The sequence below is a fragment of the Nostoc foliaceum FACHB-393 genome, from assembly GCF_014698505.1.
In the GTDB taxonomy this organism is placed as follows: Bacteria; Cyanobacteriota; Cyanobacteriia; order Cyanobacteriales; family Nostocaceae; genus Nostoc; species Nostoc foliaceum_A.
Window position 1 is genome coordinate 1 of the sequence record NZ_JACJTD010000084.1, and the last position, 22,643, is coordinate 22,643.

The 22,643-nt window shown below is 40.6% G+C and carries 11 protein-coding genes; 1 reads left to right on the plus strand and 10 read right to left on the minus strand.

Annotation, left to right across the window (positions count from 1 at the left end; all coding sequences use genetic code 11):
* Positions 1-309 precede the first annotated feature (309 nt).
* Complete coding sequence (locus H6G92_RS34160; RefSeq protein ID WP_190900750.1) at positions 310-1,125, plus strand: response regulator; 816 nt, start codon at positions 310-312, stop codon at positions 1,123-1,125.
* 313 nt (positions 1,126-1,438) lie between these two features.
* Here H6G92_RS34160 and H6G92_RS34165 read toward each other — a convergent pair whose 3' ends face one another.
* The 10 genes from H6G92_RS34165 to H6G92_RS34210 form a co-directional block, all read right to left on the minus strand.
* The gene (locus tag H6G92_RS34165; RefSeq protein WP_190900752.1) at positions 1,439-3,094 is read right to left on the minus strand and encodes an IS1634 family transposase; all 1,656 of its coding nucleotides are present in this window, start codon (positions 3,092-3,094) and stop codon (positions 1,439-1,441) included.
* Between the two features lie 435 nt (positions 3,095-3,529).
* A complete protein-coding gene (locus H6G92_RS34170) occupies positions 3,530-4,513 on the minus strand; it encodes a response regulator (RefSeq protein ID WP_190900754.1) in 984 nt (327 codons plus the stop codon).
* Complete coding sequence (locus H6G92_RS34175) at positions 4,506-11,303, minus strand: PAS domain S-box protein (protein ID WP_190900756.1); 6,798 nt, start codon at positions 11,301-11,303, stop codon at positions 4,506-4,508. The genes H6G92_RS34170 and H6G92_RS34175 overlap by 8 nt, the downstream gene beginning before the upstream one ends.
* A 399-nt stretch (positions 11,304-11,702) precedes the next feature.
* On the minus strand, positions 11,703-13,049 hold the full coding sequence (locus tag H6G92_RS34180) for a GAF domain-containing sensor histidine kinase (protein ID WP_190900758.1): 1,347 nt from the start codon (positions 13,047-13,049) through the stop codon (positions 11,703-11,705).
* Between the two features lie 519 nt (positions 13,050-13,568).
* A complete protein-coding gene (locus H6G92_RS34185; RefSeq protein ID WP_190900760.1) occupies positions 13,569-13,985 on the minus strand; it encodes a hypothetical protein in 417 nt (138 codons plus the stop codon).
* Between the two features lie 297 nt (positions 13,986-14,282).
* Positions 14,283-14,660, minus strand: coding sequence for a response regulator (locus H6G92_RS34190; protein WP_190900762.1), 378 nt, complete (start codon positions 14,658-14,660; stop codon positions 14,283-14,285).
* 7 nt (positions 14,661-14,667) lie between these two features.
* A complete protein-coding gene (locus H6G92_RS34195) occupies positions 14,668-17,865 on the minus strand; it encodes a PAS domain S-box protein (protein WP_190900763.1) in 3,198 nt (1,065 codons plus the stop codon).
* Positions 17,866-17,871: 6 nt separating this feature from the next.
* The gene (locus H6G92_RS34200) at positions 17,872-19,434 is read right to left on the minus strand and encodes a response regulator (protein ID WP_190900765.1); all 1,563 of its coding nucleotides are present in this window, start codon (positions 19,432-19,434) and stop codon (positions 17,872-17,874) included.
* Between the two features lie 186 nt (positions 19,435-19,620).
* Positions 19,621-21,444 (minus strand): hybrid sensor histidine kinase/response regulator, encoded by a 1,824-nt coding sequence (locus H6G92_RS34205; protein WP_190900767.1) that lies wholly within the window; start codon positions 21,442-21,444, stop codon positions 19,621-19,623.
* A gap of 11 nt (positions 21,445-21,455) precedes the next feature.
* Positions 21,456-22,577 carry an ATP-binding protein gene (locus H6G92_RS34210; RefSeq protein WP_190900769.1) on the minus strand — a complete coding sequence of 374 codons (1,122 nt, stop codon included), beginning with the start codon at positions 22,575-22,577 and terminating at the stop codon, positions 21,456-21,458.
* Positions 22,578-22,643 lie beyond the last annotated feature (66 nt).

Below are 22,643 nucleotides of genomic sequence, written 5' to 3' on the forward strand. Positions count from 1 at the left end.
CTCGTAGAATTCTGGTAACATTATCATTAAATAGAGCTTGTTGCGAATGAAGGCTCTTTTTCTTTTACCACAAATTGCTACACTCTTTGCAATATAAGCATTCTAAACCATTTTGTCCCCCCGCAAGCCCAAATTGTAAGAATTTACCAATTGAGTACAAATTTCTTTTTCGTGCAGATGTCCCAGCATAATCTTTTGCACAGATGTAAGTATTAAGCGTAAGCGTAGCTCGCCGCAGGCATCGCTTCTTCATCATGACTGTAGGTCAAGATTATTTTGCGTTTTTGACTCCTAATAAGCAGATAATGGATGGTTAAGAGTTCTCGCTGTGGAGGAACAGCGTTGAGAAACTTATCAGGTGAGAAAGGCACAATCTTAGTAGTAGATGACGAAGCCAGCATCCGCCGGATTTTACAGACGCGGTTAGAAATGATTGGCTACAGTGTAGTTACAGCTAGTGATGGTGAAGAAGCTTTGTCAGCTTTTCGCCTGTTGATCCCTGATTTGATAGTTCTAGATGTAATGATGCCAAAGCTAGATGGCTACGGTGTCTGTCAAGAATTACGGAAACAATCAGACGTACCAATTATCATGCTCACAGCCTTGGCAGATGTAACAGACCGAATCACTGGGCTGGAACTGGGTGCTGATGACTACATGACAAAACCTTTCTCACCCAAGGAACTGGAAGCTCGAATTGCCTGCGTACTAAAACGGCGCTCCCACAAAAGTAGTATCAATATTATTCCTAACTTTGGGATAATTCATGTGGGCAATCTCAAAATCGATATCAATAAACGGCTTGTTCATAAAAATGAGCAACGCATTCGGTTGACAGGTATAGAATTTAGCTTATTAGAATTGTTAGTGAATCATTCGGGAAAGATTTTTTCAAGAGTTGAAATATTACAGCAATTGTGGGGTTTTGTACCAGAACTTCATGCAGATACCCGTGTGGTAGATGTGCGTTCATCAGATGCTATTGATAAAATACGCCAGAAAATTAGTGCTAGCAACGATTTCACATCTGTAGATGTAGCAAATGAACACTCTGTAGAAAAATGGAACCAAGACGTACTTCAAAAATATTCACCGCTATATATAGCCTATCTTCCGCACCCTTAACTGTCACAAAGTGAAATTACGGAGAGAGAAAAGTCAAGAAAGAATAAAAACAGACATTTGAAGTTAAAAAAAGATATGAGCCATCATGAATCAGAAAAAATGGCATCAAAACTAATTATCAATAAGGAGCAATAAGCACTGGTAGCATTGAGAGAAAGTCTAAGATAAATAAATGAAGATGTTAAAGGCTCAGAGCATAAATGAAACTAATAGAATAAAGTTAAAACATAAATTGTTGACATGGTGAAATAGAGCTATTAATCAAAGAGATTAGCTAATTATCCGGCAGAAATTAAATTAATAGAGAGAAGAATTAGGGGGCTAATTGATAATAAAATAAACAACTATCTGGCAAAAGATTTAGGATAAAATCTCTTTCCTGAGTCCAATTAGAGATGTATTTTTCCTGGTTAATTTCAACTAAATGAATAGACTGAAAGCATTGAAATATCCAACGTAAAGTGGGGCGGTTAGTCGATTTGCCCAACTGATTCTTAATCGTTGATTGAGCATTTTTGAGTGCGGCTCTGATTTGACGTTGAGCCAAGGTATAAACCAGCAGACATAAACCCATAATCATTGCCAAAGACTCAATTCTTTCTGGACTTTTGAGAAAAATACTATCGGCAAAAAATAAGGGGTCTTTGAGAAAAGCAAATCCTCTTTCACATGACTGCTGGGCTTTATATTCACTCAGCATTGACTCTGGGCTGAGTTCAGTTGGTTTTAAAATATTAGTGGCAATAATAAAACGCCCTGCACCCAATACTTCTGTGTTAATTTTACTTTCATTCTTGGAGATTGTGGCTAATATTTGGTAAGATGTTCGGGTGGAATTATTTTTTTTATTAGCTCGGCTTTCAGTAAGTTTACTCTCCTCAATTTGGTGATACTTAAATTTTTTTGATAGTTTAGATAATGCCTTGATAGCATCAGCTTCACAAGCAAATTTCTCTTGTGATAATTTCTTTAATTCAAGAAGTGCTTTTGATTCTGCTTTGGTAATTTTCTGTGAGAGCTTACGCAGGTCTGATGCTCTTCTTTGTTCGCTTTGCACTACTAACCATCTCTGCTCACATCCTGCATAAGTTACTGTTTTTTCTACAAATTTGTATCCTGATAATTTACTAGGGGTAAATTCTGATTCTGGTAAGGTTGATATTAATGACTGTGCTGATTTGATAGTTAAAGGTACTCGGCATAACCAGCGCAACTGAGACATCAATTTTATATTCGATTCTGTATATAAAGCAGAATCTGCCACTATGAGGCTATCAACCTCTATTTGTTTTTGGTAGTCTACTGCTATTTGACCGAAGCATGATGAGTCTGTTTGATTTCCTGATGCTAATTTCAAAAATATTGGTATATCTCCATCTCCTGAACATATTAGCTCTATAATAAATTGTTTCAAATCAGGTCTATGGTCACGAGAATAACCATAGGTGATTGTAATTTCTTTTGGTGAAGAGAGAGCTAATTCTTCTGATTCTTCGATATTGACTGCTTGTTGGTTCTCAAATATTACTTCTGGTAAGCTGGTATTGTATTCTCCATGCACGTGCATTGATGTTGAGTCTAGGTGTGATGATGACAGAGATACACCAAATTTTTTAGCAGCTTTTAAGGCAATAATTAAAAATATTGTATCTAGCCCTTTTATAAATAGTTTATCCATGACTCTCCCCAGTTTATCGTCGTTGAGATATTCTGGTTTTACTCCGGCTCCTATTAAATGTTCACAGGCTATTGTTTCAAAATATTTGGGGAACATGTATAAAGGTTGAGATACAAATCCTAACCCGTTCAATATCATTGCTTTCACAACATGACCAGGACTGACTTTTTCTCCTTTTTCCTTACCGATTAATTCATTGATTATTTCTACTACTCCTATCTCGTCTATTATCCCTGCTACTATTCCTAGATGGTCTATGTTTTGAATTTCCATTTCTTGTGGTTTAATCACAACATAATTCTCCACAACTTCTGTTGTGATTAAACCATTTCTTTTTCTGTTATCAATTAATTTTCTGAATCCTGACTTTTCCCTTTCTTTTGTCTTTTTTACAAAACTTCACTTTATCCCCCAATCCCCAGATTAATGCTACTTATTCTTATTAACCTTCCTCGCCCTTGAATTATCTTTAGTTCTGGCGTACTACTTCGGCAGCCTTTTTTGATTTGTGACAGTTTAGGGTGCGGAAGGTGGGATATAGTGATTAATAATGCGGCAATTACTAATTATCCAGCAACTTTGTGGAAAATATCATCTGAATAATTTTCGGATCTAATAGATATCAACATCAAATGAGTAGCGAATATAATTCGCCATTTCGTACCAGCAATGGTGAAATTTTTCTCAAAATAGGATTCAAACCACATATTTTGACAAAAGCTTAAATTAATCTTTATTTAAAATAATAATGTGATCGTCAGGTGTCAATTTTGCTTGAAAAAGAGCTTTTTCAGCTATGGTAATTACCTGATTTAAAGATAAATTCAAACTAGGAATAACACTTGTGACACCTAAGCTAAATTTGATAACTACATCGGTTTTTAAATCATCATTTGTTATGTTAATAGCTTTCACAGCAGATAGAATATTGTCTGCAATGTGCAAAGCTTCTTCAGCTTGAGTATTTGGCAAAACTATAGCAAATTTATCAACATCAAAACTAGCTACAAACTCCGCTCCCCGTCGTTTGGACTTCCTTAGAATGTCAGCAATTTGGCGCATATATCCGTCTCTAGCTTGATACTCATCATTAGCCTTGGGAAAGTGAATAGACATCAAAATCAAAGAAAGAGATAAATTATACTTTTGCAAGCGGTTCCATTCGCGTTGTAAATATTCATCAAAGTAGTAACGATTAGCAATTTGAGTTACGCTATCTACAGAAGTGAGGCGTTGCAAATCGCGATTTGCAGCTTCTACCTGTGCTGTCAGCAAGCATTCTCTTTGAATCTTTTGTTGCAGTTCTGCCATCGCCCATCTTGATGTCAGCAAGCGATTGACTCGCTGACTAAGTAGACTCCAATCGATTGGTTTTGTGATGTAGTCTGTTGCACCTGCTTCAAAAGCTCGGTCAACAGATTCTTGATCGTCGAGAGAAGTAATCATTAAAATCGGAGGACAATTATCACCTAGAAGTGTTTGCATCTGGGTACAACAACTGAAGCCGTCCAAGCCTGGCATCATCGCATCTAACAAAATTAAATCTGGCACTTGCTGCTGACAAATATCTAAACAATGTTGACCGTTACACGCTTCAGTAACTCGATATCCTTCCTTCTCCATAGCTCGATGCAGCACTAATCGCAAGCCTCTCTCATCATCGACAACAAGAACTGAAGGTGGGTTATTTTGAAAATTGTAATTATTCATTTTGTTTATTGGGATGTTGTAATACTAAAGCAGCTTCTACCCTTTGATACTCTGTTTCGAGTTTTGGAACTAGAGTAGAAGCACTGAGTGTTGTACCATTACGACCCATCGTTTCTAATTCTTGGCACAGTTCGACAAAAGGCATGGCACCAATAGTCACACTCAAAGATTTCAGGGAATGAGCAACACTACGAAGCTCAGTAGCATCTTTTTTGTCAATTGCGTTATGAATAGCCACTAGTCTTTGTGGCGCATCTTCTAAATAGTTCTCAATAAACTCCGCCAAAATTTCAGCATCACCTATCATATCTTTTAAAGCTTGAAAGGTTTCGGCATCGATAGCTGGAGCTAGGATTAATTGTTGTTCTATTTCGAATTGAGAACCTTGCTCGTTCTTTTTAACAAAAACCTTTAAGTCTCGATTTTCATTAGCTGATGGCTGCAAAATTCGATAGTTTTTGAAAGTTTGGACGAGAGCTTCCATGCGGATAGGTTTGCTAATGTAATCATTCATCCCGGCACTAAGGCATTCCTCTCTGTCGCCTTGCATGGCATGAGCAGTCATGGCAATAATCCAAGGTCGGCTGTTGTCTGGCCATTCCTGGCAAATTCTCCGAGTAGCTTCCAACCCATCCATTTCTGGCATTTGCACATCCATGAAAACTAAATCATAGGATTGTTGGCGTAAAGCTAACAGCGCTTCCAATCCATTATTCGCAGTGTCAGCACGATAGCCTATCCGCTCTAACATGAGTAGCGCTACCTTCTGATTTAAAGAAACGTCTTCCACTAAGAGAATCCTTAATGGCAGCTTTTGACTCAACTGAGAATAAAATGCTGGTGGAAATAATTTCGTAGGTGATAGAGAAATTTCTTCTTTGCATAAGGTATGGATGAATACGTTATAAAGTTGCGATCGCTTTATTGGTTTACTTAGGATAGCAACTAAACCTAGTTTTTCTTTATCCTCTTTTTGGATTAATTTTTCCAGATCACCCAGCATTACTAAAGGCAGGTTTTGACAGCTTGCTAAGGAGCGAATATGTCCTGCCAGAGTTAAACCGTCCATATCTGGCATCTGCATATCTAAAACGGCGATATCAAATTGTTCACCAGAATTAATCAATTCCAAAGCTGACAAACCTGACTCCAGTGAGTCAACCAACATTCCCCAATTAGCGGCTTGTAGGCTAATCAATTGTCGGTTAGTAAAATTATCATCGACCACTAACAGGCGTTTTCCGATTAAATTTGGCTGAACAATCCCAAGATCAATGTTTTCGCTACTAGAAGCCGCCTGAGCTAGCAGTGTGAAATAAAATGTAGAGCCAATTCCTACAGCACTCTCAACCCACATACTGCCACCCATGATTTCACATAAGCGCTTACTAATTGCTAAACCCAATCCAGTACCGCCATATTGGCGAGTCATTGAGGCATCGACTTGGCTAAAAGGCTTAAATAGTCGCTCCATGCGTTCTTGGGGTATGCCAATGCCTGTATCTTTAACAGCAAATTGAATTTCGTATTCGTCTTTGCTGATTACTTGTTTAAACGTTACAGAAATTACAACTTCCCCGACTGCGGTGAATTTGATGGCATTACCTATCAAATTCACTAGAATTTGTCGAACTCGCGTCACATCTTTAACGATGGTGCTTGGGGTTTGGGCATCAATTAGGTAAGCTAAATTTAGATTTTTAGCCGCAGCTTGAGGAGCTAATAAATCTAAAGCTTCTTCTATGCAATAGCGGAGGTTGAAAGGATGTTCCTCTAAATCTAATTTACCAGACTCAATCTTAGAGAAGTCCAAAATATCATTGATGATAGTTAGCAAGGAATCACTGCTACTGCGGATGATTTCTATAAAATCGTGTTGTTCGGGAGCGAGTCCCATATCTAGCAGCAGCCCTGTCATCCCGATAATGGCATTCATCGGGGTGCGAATTTCGTGGCTCATCATCGCCAAAAATTCACTTTTGGCACGATTTGCAGCTTCTGCCTCCAGTTTTGCGTGCTTCAAGGCCCTGTTTTTCCAGGTGAGTTCTTCTAGTTGCATAGTTTCTTGCTCTAACAAGTACGCCTGGGCTAAGGCGATGCCTACTTGCGCTGCAACTGCTGACAATAATTCAATTTCTTCTAGAGTCCATTGGCGAAAATGGCTACACTGTTGTATTCCGATAATTCCATTTGTTTTTCCTTGATAGGAGGTGCGGACTACTAACATGGACTTTAAGTCCAGGTTTCGACAAATTGTTTGCATTCCTTGGAGTAAAGGGTCGGCGTACACATCACTTGAAGCGATTGCCTCATCCTGTGCGATGATTTTCCTAGCATGAGAATTGCCAGCAATGGGAATCTCTAATTCCAGCATGGAACTGTAACCAGGAACAACATACTCGGCCACTACGGGAATTCGTGGACTGGGGTCGCTAATGTAAGAGTGAATTAGACAGCGATCTACTTGAAATGTTTGTCCAATTTGAATAGCAGCCGTTTCAAAGATTTTTTTGGTATCAAGGCTTTGACGAATTTGCTGAGTGATTTGTTTGAGGAGAAGGGTTTGTCGAAGCTGCCGTTGCAGTGCGTCTTCAGCCTGCTTGCGATCGGTGATATCTTTCATGAAGCAGTGCTGCCCAACAAATTGCTGCTGTTCATCGTAAGCAGAGATCATCACAACTTGCTTATAAAAAATAGTCCCGTCTTTTTTAATTCCTCTGGTTTCAGCTTCTACTCTGCCGTCCCTAAGCATTTGATGATAGGCATTTATCATCTGTTCAATATCGTCAGGATAAACCGTTTTTTGCCACTCCATCCCTAACATCTCTTCAGGTTGATAGCCTGTAATGGTAGCGTAGGCTCGGTTAACAGCTATATAACGTCCCTGTGCATCAATTCTTGAGATTCCTGCGACTGCGTTTTCCAGAGCAGTACTCATTTGCCGCAGTTCTACTTCGGCTTGTTTACGCTCGGTAATATCTTCAACTACGTAGGAAAGTCGTGGCTGTCCACCAGGACGGCTTTCGATTGGACAAACGATTGCAGATAGCCACTTTTGACCGTTAGGAGTTGTGTGTGGATACTCAAATCTTACTGGAGCTTGAGTTTGTATTGCTTCTCGGTAATGACCAATCCAGAGGTTTAAGTGCGATGATGGTACTCCTAAGTCAGTGCCAAACTGATTCTTTAATGCTTCTGGAGTAGTACCAAAAAATTGTGCAGAGGTGATATTATCTGAGAGATGGCGAATGTCGTTGTCATGTAATTCGACAATACCCATCATCATTGCGCCACTATTGAAAAAGCTGCGGAGAGTGGATTCACTCTGCAACAAAGACTCTTCTGACGCTTTACGATCGCTGATATCAGTATGAGTTCCCAGTACTCGCAAAGGACTACCATCTTCATTACGCTTCATAACCAAGCCACGATCCAAAATCCACTTGTATGTACCGTCCTTACACAAAAGGCGGTGTTCGCTGACATACTGTGGAATTTCTCTGCGAAAGTGCTTTTCAATCTCAGTGTATACCCTAGCTTTATCTTCAGGATGAACTCGCTTGTCCCACTCGCTTAAATCACTGCCAATTTCATCTTCGGCAAACCCCAACATTTCCTTCCAACGTCGAGAGAAAAATACCTTATTAGTTTGGGCATTCCAGTCCCAAATCCCGTCACCATTTCCTTCGAGAGCATACTTCCAGCGTTCCTCACTTTCCCGTAGCGCTGACTCAGCTCGTTTGCGATCGGTAATTTCGACAACAACAATTCCAATTCCCATTAGCTGGCTTGTTCCAGATTGAATCGGAAAGTAAGAAGCTAACCAAGTTCGCTCTACACCTGGAAATCTGGCCGTTTCTCCACACACTTCAAAATCGAGAATAGATTCTCCAGTAGTCAAAACGTGCTGGAATACTTGTTCCTGCTGAGATGCCAAATCAGGGACAATTTCGTGTGGTGTTTTACCGAAATGTTCTGCTGCGGAAATTCCATTAATTTCTGCCAATGCTTCATTGATGACTAGAAAACGCAATTGGCTATCAAGCAAAGTAATGCCAACAGGCGCACTAGCAATAAATGCGTGTAGTAGCTGATGTTGTTGAGCCAGTTCTTGCTCAAGGGCTTTGCGATCGCTGATATCCTGTAGGACACAAACTGCGCCTAATTGTCGCCCTTGAGCATCAATAATAGCTTGTCCACCTGCGATTAACGTGCGTGCTGGCCCATGCTCTGAGACAACAACCATTTCCATCTCATGGACTCGCTCTCCTTGTAAAGCTTGCAACAGTGGGTTATCCTGTTTTGGCATGGGAGTTTTACCATCAGCTAAATAAATATCGTAGTGATGCACCCATTCTTCAACTGAGATGAGTTGTTCTGGTAAACTGTGCCACTCCTGTAAGGTTCGGTTAGAAAGCGTCAAAATACCTTCAGCATTACAAGCCACGATCCCTGCTCCCACATTATCTAGCAGAACTTTAAGGAATTCTCGTTCTTTTTCCAATGTCTCCTCTGCCGAATGGCGCTCGATTTCGCTCCCAATCCACTGCGCCATTAATTTGAGCAATTCTTGATCAACAGATTTGAATTTTCCTATACGAGGAGTATGGCTTGAGAAGCTGAGAGTGCTATAAACTTCATTTGTTACTAAAACTCGCACTCCAATGTAAGACTCCATCTGGAATGCATTGTAAGCAGGATGATTGTTCCATACAGAAGCTCCTGTATGTTCAATCGTCAGAGGTTCATCTGTATCTAAAACTTCACAGCATAGAGTCTGTTTAATGTCAAAGACATCGCCTTTCTTCAGGGCATTGTTAGGCGATTGGACAGCTATCACTTCATAGTGACTATTTTGTAGCCGCCCTAAAAGACCAAACTCAAGATTGAATAGTTCACATCCCATAGCCAGTAGCCTCTGAATGCGCTGCTCAAAACTAAGATGGCGGGCGGCTGTAATTTCATACAGCGACTTCATGGCTGCTTCGTTTTCTTGGCGTTCTTTTTCTATTTGCTTGATTGACGTAATATCAAAACGAATTGCCAAATACTTGAAGGGTTTGCCATTATCATCTAGGAAAGGCACAATTGTTGTATCAACCCAATAAAAAGAACCGTCTTTTGCTCGGTTTTGAATTTCTCCTCGCCAAACCTTACCAGTAGCGATTGTTGACCAAAGTTGCTTAAAGAAAGGGGGTAGATGATAGTCAGATTTGATTAATCGATGGGTTTGTCCGATCAATTCCTCTCTCGTGTATTGGGAGAGTTCACAAAACTTATCATTGACGTAAGTAATTATTCCGCGATGATCTGTGACTGCAACGATAGCTGACTGATCGAGGGCAAATTTCTGAAATTCCAATTCCCGCAGCGTGTTTTGTAGCGACTGTTCAGCTTGTTTACGCCTTGTGATGTTAGTGGCAATACCTAGAAATCCGGTCAACTTACCTGTCCGGTCGTATAGTGCAGTTATCGACAACAATACTGGAAAGTGAGAACCATCTTTAGCAATGTATGTCCATTCCCGCTCATCAATTTGTCCCAGCTGTGCTTTTGCAACAAAAACCTCAAACCCTGGTGCAATCTGGCGATTGAGTTCTTGCGATAGTTCTGCGGCTCGTTGCACAACTTCATCCGGGTTGTGAAGGATGGCAGGAGTTGTTTTGCCAATCACTTCAGCAGCAGTATATCCTAACCATTGTTCAGCTGCCGCATTAAAGGTGCAGATTGTGCCATTTGTCTCAGTGGAGATAATGGTGTAGTTAGCACTATCAAAGATGGCTTGCTGGAGTGTCATAGCTGACTGGAGATTAATCTCTGTTTGCTGAAGTTCAGATATTTTGAGAGCCAATTCCTGGTTGATGAACTCAATACGGCGACTATGCTGTTTGGCGGCTTGAGCAAAATACAGAGCCAACGCTAAAGTCCAGGCGACGAAAAGACCTCCAATTAGGACAAGGGTTGGAAGGTACGATCGCTTTTGTTCTAACAAAGGTGAACTAGGGATAATCTGAACTTGCCAATTCATGCCATGCAGATTAATAGTTACCTTCTGTGTCCAACTCGAAGCTGTTAGAGACGCAGATCCATGCCTGTAGATGAGTTCATCCCCATCAAAAATTGCAATCTCATAATTTTGGGTAAGTTGTTCTGGTAGGATGCGATCCAGCAGTGATTGTATTTGGAAAACTCCTACCAGGTAGCCATCGAAACGTTCTCCAACATACAAAGGAACAAATACCAAAAAGCCCTTACCACCCTGTTTTAGTTCTAGGGTACGAGTTAAGGTTGTTTGCCTTATATTGCGAGCGGTTAAGAGTGCAGTTCGTCGTTGGGCACTCTGGCTCAGGTCTAGATTGAGCGCCGATTCATTCCCTTTTAAAGGAGCAATCCAACGGATATGAGCGGTAGAATCAACCCACTCAATCGCCTGATAGCCTTTGAGATCCTTCAAATAATTGGCTGCGTCAACTTCCCATACTGGCCGAAGAGTACCTCCACTAGCTTCCCACCTCTTCGCCATCCGTTCTAAGGCGAGAATGCGGCTGTCAAGTCGGCTGCTTAACTCAATTTTGACAGCCGCCGCCTCCTGAGCAATTAAAAGGTTAATCTCAGTGTGTTGATATATCAGTAAACTCTGCCAGAGCAACAAAACTACAATTGAAATGACAATGCCAATTGCAACGGGGAGCGATCGCCCAATATTCTGTTGATAAAAACGGCTCTGTCTAGTTTGTCGAAAAATGAATCTAAAAGGTTTAAACAAACAATATAAGTAGCGTTTTGTCACTGTTCCCCGTTTTGTTGCACTATTAGTTTACTTTTCCCTAAAAGGCTGATTGAAGCGTCATTGGAGATAAAATTTAAAAGACTGATGGAGAAGTAGCAAAAACTTTTTGGCACTTACTAGAGATAAAAATTTAGTAATATCCCTAGGGACTTACAAAAAATAAATTATTCAAATAAACGTAGACGCGGAGCGGCTTGCCGCAGGCTACGACAGAGACACAGAGAAGCCAGTGCGCCCTTGCGGTTCCCCGACTTGTACCCTGCGGGGAAGCAAGCTACGCGCAGCGTCTCCGACAGGAGAAGCAACTGGCGTGATACGGAGAAATCAGAGTTTGAGAGATTTTTTTGGTTAGGTGGTTGAGTGTTTTTTTATTTGGAAGTTCCTTAACTGAAGTCAACGCTAAATAACAGGGCTAATCGGTAATTTTACTGTAAAGGACGTTTGCCCATCTCTGCTTTCGACTTCGATTGAACCATTTAAATGCTCTACTACGTTCTTCACCAGCGCCAAACCTAAGCCTGTACCACCTTGCTTCCAGCGATCGCTGCTGGGAACTCGGTAAAACTTTTCAAAAATACGAGGTAGTTCTTTGCTGGGAATTTCAACACCAGAATTACTGACGCATATCTGCACCTGCTCTAACTCGGCTAGAATAGTGAGTGAAATTGTTTCATGAGGAGGAGTGTATTTGCAGGCATTATGCAGAAGCTCTGAGATAACACGCTGTAAATTAGCAGAATTGGACAACAGCGTTGGTAGATTAGGAGCAAAGTCAAGTTTCAAAGCTAATTGTCTTTGCTCAATGCGTTTTTCAAAAGGCTGGATGATGTAATGGAGCCAATCTTCTAAATCAATTGCATCTGTATTTAAAGGTTCTTTCTCCGTTTCCAAACGTTGCAAATCCAACAAATCATTAATTAGTGTAATACCGCGTTCACATTCAGCCTGCAAGATTTTCAAATGACTGAGAGTTTTGGAACAAGCAGAATTTTGTTGTGAAATATGTCCACAAACGCGCCTTCCTTCAGTCAACTGATGATTTAGCATATCGGCAGCTAGCCGCATATTAGACAAGGGCGCTCGTAAATCATGAGTTACTGTATTCAAAAAGTCATCCTTTACCTCATTTAGCCGCTTTAGTTCTTCTACCTGTTTTTGGGCTGCTTGGTAAAGGCGTGACTGGTGAATGGCGATCGCGCATTGATTTGCGACCTGTTGCACTACATAAATATCAGAATCTTCTAATATCTTTGATATATCCCAAATAACCCACAAAGTTCCAAAAGTGTCATTATCATTAACTATTGGGTTAGCAAACAGTGTATATCTGCTTTGATTTGAACTGGTATTGGGACAAAACTGAACATATTTTCCTTGTCGCAGTTGTTGGTCAATTTCTGGATTGCTACTTGGTGAAATAATTTCAGCTTCACAAACTGGCATGATACCTAGAGCTAGAGAATGAGAAGTGAAAATTTGTAGCTTTAGGTCTAACAGTAATGTGGCGCAGCAAGCTGTTTCTAATTCCAGCGCCAACTCATTTATAGCAGTCTGTAAAATATAGCTTTCATCTAAAGAGGCTAGTAGCTTCTCACTGATCCGGCGTAGCGTAGATTCAAATTTCAAAACTTGCTCAAGCTTTGCTATACGCTCTTGCATTTGATTTTTTAAATTGATATCTGCTTGAAAAGTTTGATGAGAAATTTCCAGTGAGTGAGTTTTTTGCAGCGATTTTTTCCTGAGCATATTGTAATTTTTTGATTAATGAAAGTAGTGCTAGAAAATTTGTAAAATTAATTGGGAATTTAAGTCATTTAAACTCTAGATTAAGATATGCTAAGACATATTACGAACCAACTGTAAAGCATACAAATTCATCCATGATTTCCAAATCCTATCTTTGAGGTAATACCAATTCTTTATGAATATGCACAAAATAAAAGACTTGAAACTCTATGCTTGACAAAGTAATTATTCTATGAAATCTCGCATAGATTTGGTACAATCCTCTTCTATGACTTTTGGAGAAAACAATTGCTGCAAGGCTTACGAAACTCTACTTTCCAGGTTTTGGCTAGATTTTTGAATTTTTATTAGAAAATAAAGCTTCAAACCTTAATTTAATAATAGTTTCAGTTTTCTGATTCAATTATTGTTTTCTGAGAGTGATGGAAGAGCGATAATCCCGAAAGTTTTTTGGGACAACAGGATTTTTCAATTCACATCAGATGTAACTTTCAATCGTCAGTATTTAAGCTCGACAGACTAACAAATGAAAAGGATTTCCTCGATTAATAAGCGATCGCCCAGTGAAACTCCTGTTAATAGTGCTGCATTAATTGACTCAGTTGTATCCAACTGCCCATTGAGAGTAAACTTGAAATCCTGGTTCAGGCTTAGTCCTTGGCTTTGTAGTTGCCCAATCACAACTTGTTGTGTGACTTCCATTAGGTTTAGTTCAGGTTCCAGATGATGGCGATTTTGTAAAATCCATCGGCAGACATCTGGATCTTCTTCTGCTAAATGGTAAACTGCTTGTAACAGTGCCATTCTAATATAACTAGGGCTAGGTAAAGCCATTAGGAACTTCTTGAGCGATCGAATTGCTTCTAAGTTCTGAGTTTTGAATACATTAACAGCTACTCCTTGAAATGCATCATAATTTGGAAAGGTTTTAAACATATCTAAAACTCCTTCATCAGAGCTAGAAATTGGATATATAAGACTTTTAGCTCTAGTGCAACTCGTACAGTCACGTAACGAAACCTCCTGGGAAGAATTAGAGTTTAGTGGGGTTGCTTTGGAGATAGAAGATTGATGGAACACAAAATTGCAAGACTGATGAATGAATGAATGAATAAATAAATAAACCAACCAGTTCAACCGTGCAACTGACTGTTGTTCTGCGATTGGTTAGGTGGGTACTTTGAAGTTAAATCTAAAGTGTGAAAATTTTGTGACAGTGGAGTGAATCTGCACTTAATTCTGCCAATTCATCATTGCGCGAATTTCAGCGATTAAAGCAGGTATTTTGAACGGTTTAGTAATGATCCCTGCGATGCCTAACTCTGCCAACATCTGGTGTTCCGCAGAGCTTGCTTTTGCAGTCAGCATAATCACTGTGATCGATTGTGTCATCCGATTTTCCTGTAATCGCCTAAAGGTGGCTGGCCCATCGAGATCGGGCATCATCACGTCTAGCAAAATTAGGTCGGGTAGTTCTGTGGCTGCAATGCTCAATCCCTCTGCACCAGAAGCTGCTGTCAAAACTTCCCAACCAGCTGCCGCTTCCAAGCTAAACTGAATGATTCTTCGCGCTCCGTCTTCATCATCGATTAGTAGAATCCGTTTTGGCATAGCTCTGTTAGTGTTCTGCTGTCAAAGGTAACGTAAAGTAAAAGCAACTTCCCTGTTCTAAAACACTTTCTGCCCAAATATGACCGCCATGTTGTTGCATAATATTACGACAGATGGCTAATCCTAAGCCTGTCCCACCTTTTTTGCGCGAATCAGAAGCATCAACCTGTTGGAATCGCTCAAAAATACTCTCTAGTTTATTCATCGGGATGCCCCGTCCTCGATCGCGCACACTGATGAGGATATAGGGAGTGTAATGTAGGGTATCGAGTGACGGAGCCATTGGGTGACGGAAATAAAAATGTTCTCCTTCTTTGCTCCCTCCATTCGCGCAGTCTCTTTGCTCGGAAAAATTTTGATGCCTGAATTCGACTGCACCAATAGAAGAAGCCGTCCCTTGGACTTCTGTCTGCTTCTCTGCTTTGCAAATCTTAGCAGTCAGCCAAATCGTGCTATTATTGGGGGAAAACTTGATCGCATTACTCAACAGATTAGTGAGTACCTGGAGGATGCGATCGCCATCAATTTCTAGGATGACAGATAAAACCTCGACGGAGAGAGTAATGCCTGCCTGATTTGCTGCTAACTGCATAAAATCTACTGCCCGACGCATTAATTCTGCCAAATTCCAAGATTTATATTCCAATCGAATTTTGCCGAACTCCAAGCGTTCCAAATCTAAGATATCGTTCACCAGACGGGTAAGACGGTCAGTTTCTGTTGCAGCAATTTGTAACGTTTCTTGACCTCGTTTTGATTCTGGTTGAATTAACCCTGTTGATAGCAGCTCTAGTGCGCCACTAATAGAAGTCAACGGGGTACGCAATTCGTGACTAACAATCGAAATAAACTCAGCTTTCATCCGCTCTAGTTTATAACGTTCAGTAATATCTTCACCAATACTAATGGTACCAATAGGCTGCCCTTTCGCATTTCGCAGTAATGTATTGCTCCAGGCAATCATTCGCTCCTCACCTAGTTTAGTTACAATCGAGTTTTGATAATGTGAATGGAAGTTTTTTTCTAACACTTCCTCAAAGCAAACCCGTACTGGATATTTTTGACTTTGTGGTAGGAAATAATCAAACCAGTATTTACCTAAAACTTCCTCTGGTGTATATCCGGTTAGTTGTAGGAAAAAAGGATTGATGTAATCTACATTGCCATTTTGGTCTAAACCGACAACAATCAGTTCTACGTTGTTAAGAAGCGAGTGCCAACGCCGATCCGACTCTTGGAGAATCGCTTCGGCTTGCTTGCGATCGCTAATATCTCGTCCTTCTGCAATCAGCAATTCAATCTGACTTGCCTCATCTAAAACTGGTTTAACGGAGAAATCAAATGTAGCGTAGCTTCCATCTGAACTTTGCACAGTGATCTCAGAACGATAAAATTTACCAGAAGCAGCTTGAGCGATCGCTGTTTTCGCAATCTCTTGAGTTTGGGCTGAAGCTGCCCAAGACGGAAATTCCCAAAGTGGGCGACCAATTACTGCTTCACGCTTAATATGAGCGAAATCCAGGGGTGCTTGATTAATCTCTAGTAGAGTACCATCTACTGTCAGTAGACCAATGAATTGAAAGGTTTGTTCAAAGATGGCGCGAAACTTCTGCTCACTCTTGAACAACGCCATCTCAGATCGTTTGCGATCGCTAATCTCAATTACAATTACTCCTACTCCAACTATTTGAGTGCTGCTGCTGCTCCCTATAATTGGAAAGTATGAAGCTAACCAATACCGCATAACTCCAACTTGGCTAGGCACTGGAGCTACAATTTCTAAGTTGAGAATGGGCTGTCCTGTTATTAAAACTTGCTCTAAAAGAGGATTAATGCTAGAAGCCAATTCTGGCAATATTTCTGTTGTCGTCTTCCCAAGGTGAGCCTCTACAGAACAGCCATTAATGTTTGCCAGGGATTCATTAATTTGGACAAATCGCATTTCTCGGTCGTGAATACATAACCCGATCGCTGCTAAAGATGCTCCGTTGAAAAAACTATTCAAAAAATCATTACTGCGTTGCAACTCTACCGTGCGTTCTGCCATCCGTTGTTCTAGTTCGGCGTTAAGTTGCCTGATTTGTATTTCTGTCTGTTTGCGTTCAGTAATATCTCTTGTAACTGCTAGCACGTAAGGTACTACTTCATCTGGAATTAGCAATGGAACTGCACGAGACTCTAACCAACGACGAGTGCCTTTGAGTCCAGTAATTTCAAACTCGAATGCGCCTGCCTCTCCTTGTGCGACCTTTTGTATAAATTCCAAAAATGCCTGTTGTTGAGTGGGTTCAATTAGTGGATAAATGCACTGTCCAAATACCTGATCTAAATTATCCGCTTCAATCATCGCCAGACCAGCAGGATTCATATTCTGCAAAATGCCATCTGTCGTGATTACTTTGACGCATTCGGGTTCAGTTTCAAAAATAGCCCGAAGTTTCTGTTCGCTCTGCATTAAGGCAGTTTCTGTTCGCTTACGCTCGTCGATATTTATTATCGTTCCAGTCATCCGTACTGGCTGGCCAATTTCGTTATAAAAAGTTTGTCCTCTACCTTCAACCCAATGAACACTGCCATCTGTCCAGATTATGCGGTACTCATGCTCATAAATACTATGTTCTAGAATTGCTTTTTGTACAGCTTGGTTCAATCCTTGGCGATCGTCAGGATGCATCCGAGCATAAAATGTTTCATAACGACCATCAAATGTACCGGGAACTAACCCAAATAGCTTTTCATGTTCTGAAGTCCAAGTGATTTCTCCTGTCACTATATTCCAATTCCACATACCCATTTCGGCAGCTTGCATGGCGAGTTGCAGTTGTTCTTTGCTTTCTTGTAAACGGCGATTGTTGAGCCGCTCAATTTGGTATTTTGCATTCCTTAGCTCTGAAATCAGGTAACTGATGAGAAACGCAACCAATGCAGACAGGCTTAATCGGATAAAATTTCCTTGGTCAGCAATTGCTAACGAATGGATTGGATCTAAAAAGAAGTAGCTGACTGATAGGATAAAGAGGACTGTTGCTAGTAATCCTGGTTTCATGCCGCCATACCAAGCGCTAATAGCTATTGCAGCATAAAAGAAGGTAAAAGAAAGAGATGATAGTAATGGCTGGAATAGCTGCGTTAAAACAGTCGCTGCAAAAACAGACAAAACTGCAACAGCATAGAGGGTTATCTGAAACCACATTCGCTCCAACATTACTGATTAGCCCCCAAAAGCCCGTAGTTTTTTCAAAACATTTGCATGTTCTAATCGACGTATCACCCGTGCTACCAATTCTGCGGCTCGAATCGGTTTACTGACATAATCATCTGCACCTGCCATAAACACCCGTTGTATCGTTTCATCATCTGTATCGGCAGAAATAATTAGAATCGGTAAGTCTCCCCAATGTAGATCGTTGCGAATTCGTTGGCAAAGGTCGATACCGTTAATTTTTGGGATTTCGATGTCCAGCATCAGCAAATCTGGTCGTACCTTATCTAAAGTTTGCCAAAACTCTTGACAATCACTCAACAATGTAATCTGAAAACCCCAAGGCTGTAACATGACTTGCAGAATATCTAATAGTTGGGCATCGTCGTCCACAATCATTAACCGCGATCGCTGGGATAACAAAAGCTTCTGAGATGGAATATTATGATTTGTTTCTTCATTGGATAACTCTGTCTTAGGTGATGATTGCTCTAATGCTTGTCGCAAACTAAATGTTAATTCAGCTAACTGTGCCTTCTGCTTTTGATCGAGTTTATTTATTACATTAAAAAGTTCTTCTATTTCACAAGATAGCTCCGACACACCATCTAAACCAAACAAACCCAATGAACCCTTAAGGGTATGGACTTCTTGTTTTGCCTGCTGTTGTAATTCTTCAGTTAGAGTTTCGGTTTGTAAGGCAGAAACTGCCTGTTCAATCACACACAAGCGATTGAGATATTGTCCCCTATATTGCCCCCAAAGCTGATTAATGCTTGAAACAACATGGTGTTGAATTTGTTGATTGGGAGTAGACTGTTCAGATTGCCTCTGTATATCCTCTGTTTGTTTGTTATTCTTTTGGTCTTTTGCTATCTGCGCTTCTTTCAACCGATATCCCAAACCATAAACGGTTTCAATGCAATCTTCAATGCCAAACTCTTTAAGCCTTTTGCGTAACCCTTTGATTTGTGCTCGAATTGCGTTTTCGGTTGGAATATCCTCCAAAGCCCAAAGATGTTCAATTAACGTTCCGTGGCTGAAAATTCGCTCTTGATGACGCAAAAAAAGTTCTAGCAGTTTGTATTCCTTTGAACTGAGGTGAAATGGCTGCCCTTGATAACTAACTTGACACTTAATAGGGTTTACTTGCAGTTGCTCCCACTCTAAAATGGGCGATCTTTCACCATTTCTTCTCCGTAATAATGCCCGAACCCGTGCTAGTAATTCATCTAAATCAAAAGGTTTAACTATATAGTCATCTGCTCCAGCATCTAGCCCTGCTACGCGATTGTTACTAGCATCCGTTGCCGTCATTAAAAGAATAGGGGTATTGTGGTTCAGTGATTGTGAGCGATAACTGCCTTCACGTCGTAACCGTTGGCAAAAGCTAATTCCATCTAGCCTTGGAAGCTTTATATCTAGCAAAATTATGTCGTATTCAAACACCTCTACTAAGTTCCATCCAGCTTGACCATCTATGACCATCTCAACTAAGTAGTTTTGAGAACTTAAAGACTGTTTTAAGATATCAGCAAGCGGTTCATCATCTTCAATAAGTAAAACTCTCATAGGACAGTTTGAAACACTAGAAATTTAGCAAATGCTCTTATTTAAATAATTCCACCAACCGAAGTACTGTAAGATTATCCTGATGAAAAAAAGAGGAAAAATCTATGAAAAGCTGGGAATAAGTCAATGAAAATTCGACTAATAATAAAATTTGTAAAAAAAAGCACTTCACTAGGTCGGCAACTGCTACAGCTCCCAGCCTTTGTTCACACTAAAAATCGTTGTAAATGGAAATTTAATAATGAATTTAGTTTGATTATTCATACTTTCAGCAGAGATATCTCCATTCATTTTTTCAACTAGTTTTTTAACTAATGCTAACCCTAAGCCAGTACCACTATGGTTCCAGGGATTGTGACTGGGAATGCGATAGAATTTATCAAATATCCGGGGGAGTTCTTCGGGGGGAATTTCTACTCCTGTGTTGGCCACAATTAATTGTAGAAAGGAGAGCTTGTCGTGAAGCGAATTTAGAATACAAGCTTGACCTGCTGTTTGGTCTTGGCTAACACTAACTGCCAGCGAAATCATTTCACCTGGGGGAGTATATTTATTGGCATTGTTAAGTAGCTCTGTAACAATGTGGCTGAGGCTGAACGAATCAATGTCAATGGTTGGTAAGTCGGATGCAAGATCGATCTCGAAAGTTTGTTGCTGATTTTGGATTTGGATTTGAAATTTCTCAATGATGTGTCCAATTAAGTCCTGAAGGTTACTTCTTGTGAGTTGTTGGGGGTATGTTCCTGCTTCTAAGTGTTGCAAGCTTAATATGTCTTCAATCAATTTCAATTCGCGATCACACTCTTCCTGCAACATGGTAAGATATTGAATCATTTGACAATCCTGGCAGGATGAAATTTCTGGAATCAGTCCCTCCCCCTGCTCATTTAAGCTTTTCAATAATTGAATCATATTAGCGACGGGAGAGCGCAATTCATGAGAAATCGTGTTGAGAAAATCGTCTTTGAGTTGGTTGAGTCGCTGGAGTTCTTTGACTTGGGCTTGAGCCGCTTCATAAAGACTGACTTGGCGCAGGGCGATCGCACACTGGTTTGCCACTTGTTGCACTAAATGGATTTCCATGTCACTGAAGGGAGAATGGGTGTTTTTAAACAACCACAGATCGCCCAAAATACCTGTTTCTTCCACTCGTTCATCAAAAATGGAACAAGCTAAAATTGCTGAATGGTTACGGATTGGGATTGGTTGAATTTGACAGAAGGCTAAATACGATTTCTGTTGTTGCAATTGATTGTAAATTTCTGGTGCATCTGACATATATAGCATTTGCCCTTGGCTAGAAGGTTGTCCTGATGCAATATATTGGTAGCGGATAACTGAGGATTGGCGATCGCTCTTATAAAGTACAGCATCACAGCATTTAACTTCTAAAGCTCTTGCCAGTTCTTCTATAGCACTTTGCAGGATTTGGTGCTGATCGAGAGAATCTCGAACTTTATCGGAAATGCGTTTCAGCGTTGCTTCAAAGTTTAACGATTGCTGCAATTGTTGGGTGCGAAGTTGTACCCGTTGCTCTAAATCAACATTTAGGAGCTTGACTTGAGCTTCGGCGCGTTGGCGTTCTTCAATTTCCAGTTCTAATTGATGATGTTGTTGTTGAATGAGTAATTGATTTCTAATTCGTGCCAGTACTTCTAACTCTTGGAATGGTTTAGTAATATAGTCTTGCCCTCCCATTTCAAAGGCTCGGATTTTATCCCTGACTTGATCGAGGGCGCTAATAAAAATAATCGGAATGTTGCGTGTTGTGTCTAAAATCTTCAACTGCTGACAAACTTCATAGCCATTCATTTCTGGCATATTAATGTCGAGCAAAATTAAATCCGGTGGTTCTCGCCCAGCAGCTTGTAATGCCATTCTGCCATTGAGCGATTTGCGAACGGTGTAACCCTGTAGCTCCAGCATTTTGGCTAGCAAACGTAGATTATCAGGGGTGTCATCTATGAGCAAAATATTAGTTTGAGATGCAGGTTTAAGTAGCCTATTCATAAAAGTTCCAATTAAGACTGAGTAAGAGTAGCGATCGCTTCAAACTGGAAGTTATCAACCAAAGATTTCAGAGTATCTGCCAGGGGCTTTTCCTCGCTAGAAATTTTGGCAATCAGTTCGTAAAGTTTGGCATCATTGAGATCTAGTGCTGCTTCATGCATCTGGGCTACCCACTTTGGCGGCATTACCTGCAAGTCTTGGAAAGTCAAGGATTTTTGCTGTGAAGTTGCTATATCTAAATTTGATGTGGTTTCTTGAGCGTAGACATAGCGTACTCCTAAGTAGCGGGCCATTTTATCAAACAGCGTTGTTTCTGTGAAAGGTTTAGTCAGGTGGTCGTTGCAACCTGCTTGCAGACTGGCCAGGCGGTCTTCTTCAAAGGCAGAGGCAGTCAGAGCAATAATCACAACATTTTTGCCTGCCTCAGTTGCTCGGATTTGTTGAGTAGCTGTATAGCCATCCATCACAGGCATTTGAATATCCATCCAGATGAGGTGCGGTTGCCATTCCATGCATCGGGCGATCGCTTCTGCGCCATTCTCAACTGCACAAACCTCAAACCCCACTGATTCGAGTAATTTAATTAGCAGTTGACGATTTTCCAAAACGTCTTCTGCCACGAGAATACGGTAAGTCGGTTGCCCTGTTTCTAAACCAATGATCTGGCGGATTGTTTCCGTCTCTACCAAATCTATCGAGTCTGCCGAATGCAGCAATATGCGGCAGGTGAAGGTCGATCCCTGGTTTAAAGTGCTTTGCACTGTAATATCACCATCCATCAACCGAGCAAATTGACGACTGATGGATAAACCTAAACCTGTACCTTGGGCATGGCGACCCCGTTCTGTTTGCATGAAGGCTTCAAAAATTGATTCCAGGTCTGAAAGAGCAATGCCACAGCCAGTATCTTCAACTTCGATATGCAGAATGATTGGCGGTTTAGAAGTGCTGGAACTGGATTGACTTATTGTGCAATCACCTGATAAAAAACCTCGTCCCCGCACCGTGATACTTCCTGTTGTTGTAAATTTAATCGCGTTGCCTAGCAGGTTAATCAAGATTTGGCGAAGTTGGGAGCATCCCAGTTTTTTGCAAAGAAGGCGAAAATCAGTCAGGATAGGTAAAACAAGTATATTTACTTACCGATGACCCCAGAACAAAAGCAAGCTCTTCAAGAACATATTCAGGCGATCGCTAAA

Coding starts and splice junctions, on each gene's coding strand:
- H6G92_RS34185 (WP_190900760.1), bottom strand. CDS start 13,985: ATGTTTAAAACCTTTCCAAATTATGATGCATTTCAAGGAGTAGCTGTT.
- H6G92_RS34170 (WP_190900754.1), bottom strand. CDS start 4,513: ATGAATAATTACAATTTTCAAAATAACCCACCTTCAGTTCTTGTTGTC.
- H6G92_RS34200 (WP_190900765.1), bottom strand. CDS start 19,434: ATGAGAGTTTTACTTATTGAAGATGATGAACCGCTTGCTGATATCTTA.
- H6G92_RS34205 (WP_190900767.1), bottom strand. CDS start 21,444: ATGAATAGGCTACTTAAACCTGCATCTCAAACTAATATTTTGCTCATA.
- H6G92_RS34190 (WP_190900762.1), bottom strand. CDS start 14,660: ATGCCAAAACGGATTCTACTAATCGATGATGAAGACGGAGCGCGAAGA.
- H6G92_RS34160 (WP_190900750.1), top strand. CDS start 310: ATGGTTAAGAGTTCTCGCTGTGGAGGAACAGCGTTGAGAAACTTATCA.
- H6G92_RS34195 (WP_190900763.1), bottom strand. CDS start 17,865: ATGTTGGAGCGAATGTGGTTTCAGATAACCCTCTATGCTGTTGCAGTT.
- H6G92_RS34180 (WP_190900758.1), bottom strand. CDS start 13,049: ATGCTCAGGAAAAAATCGCTGCAAAAAACTCACTCACTGGAAATTTCT.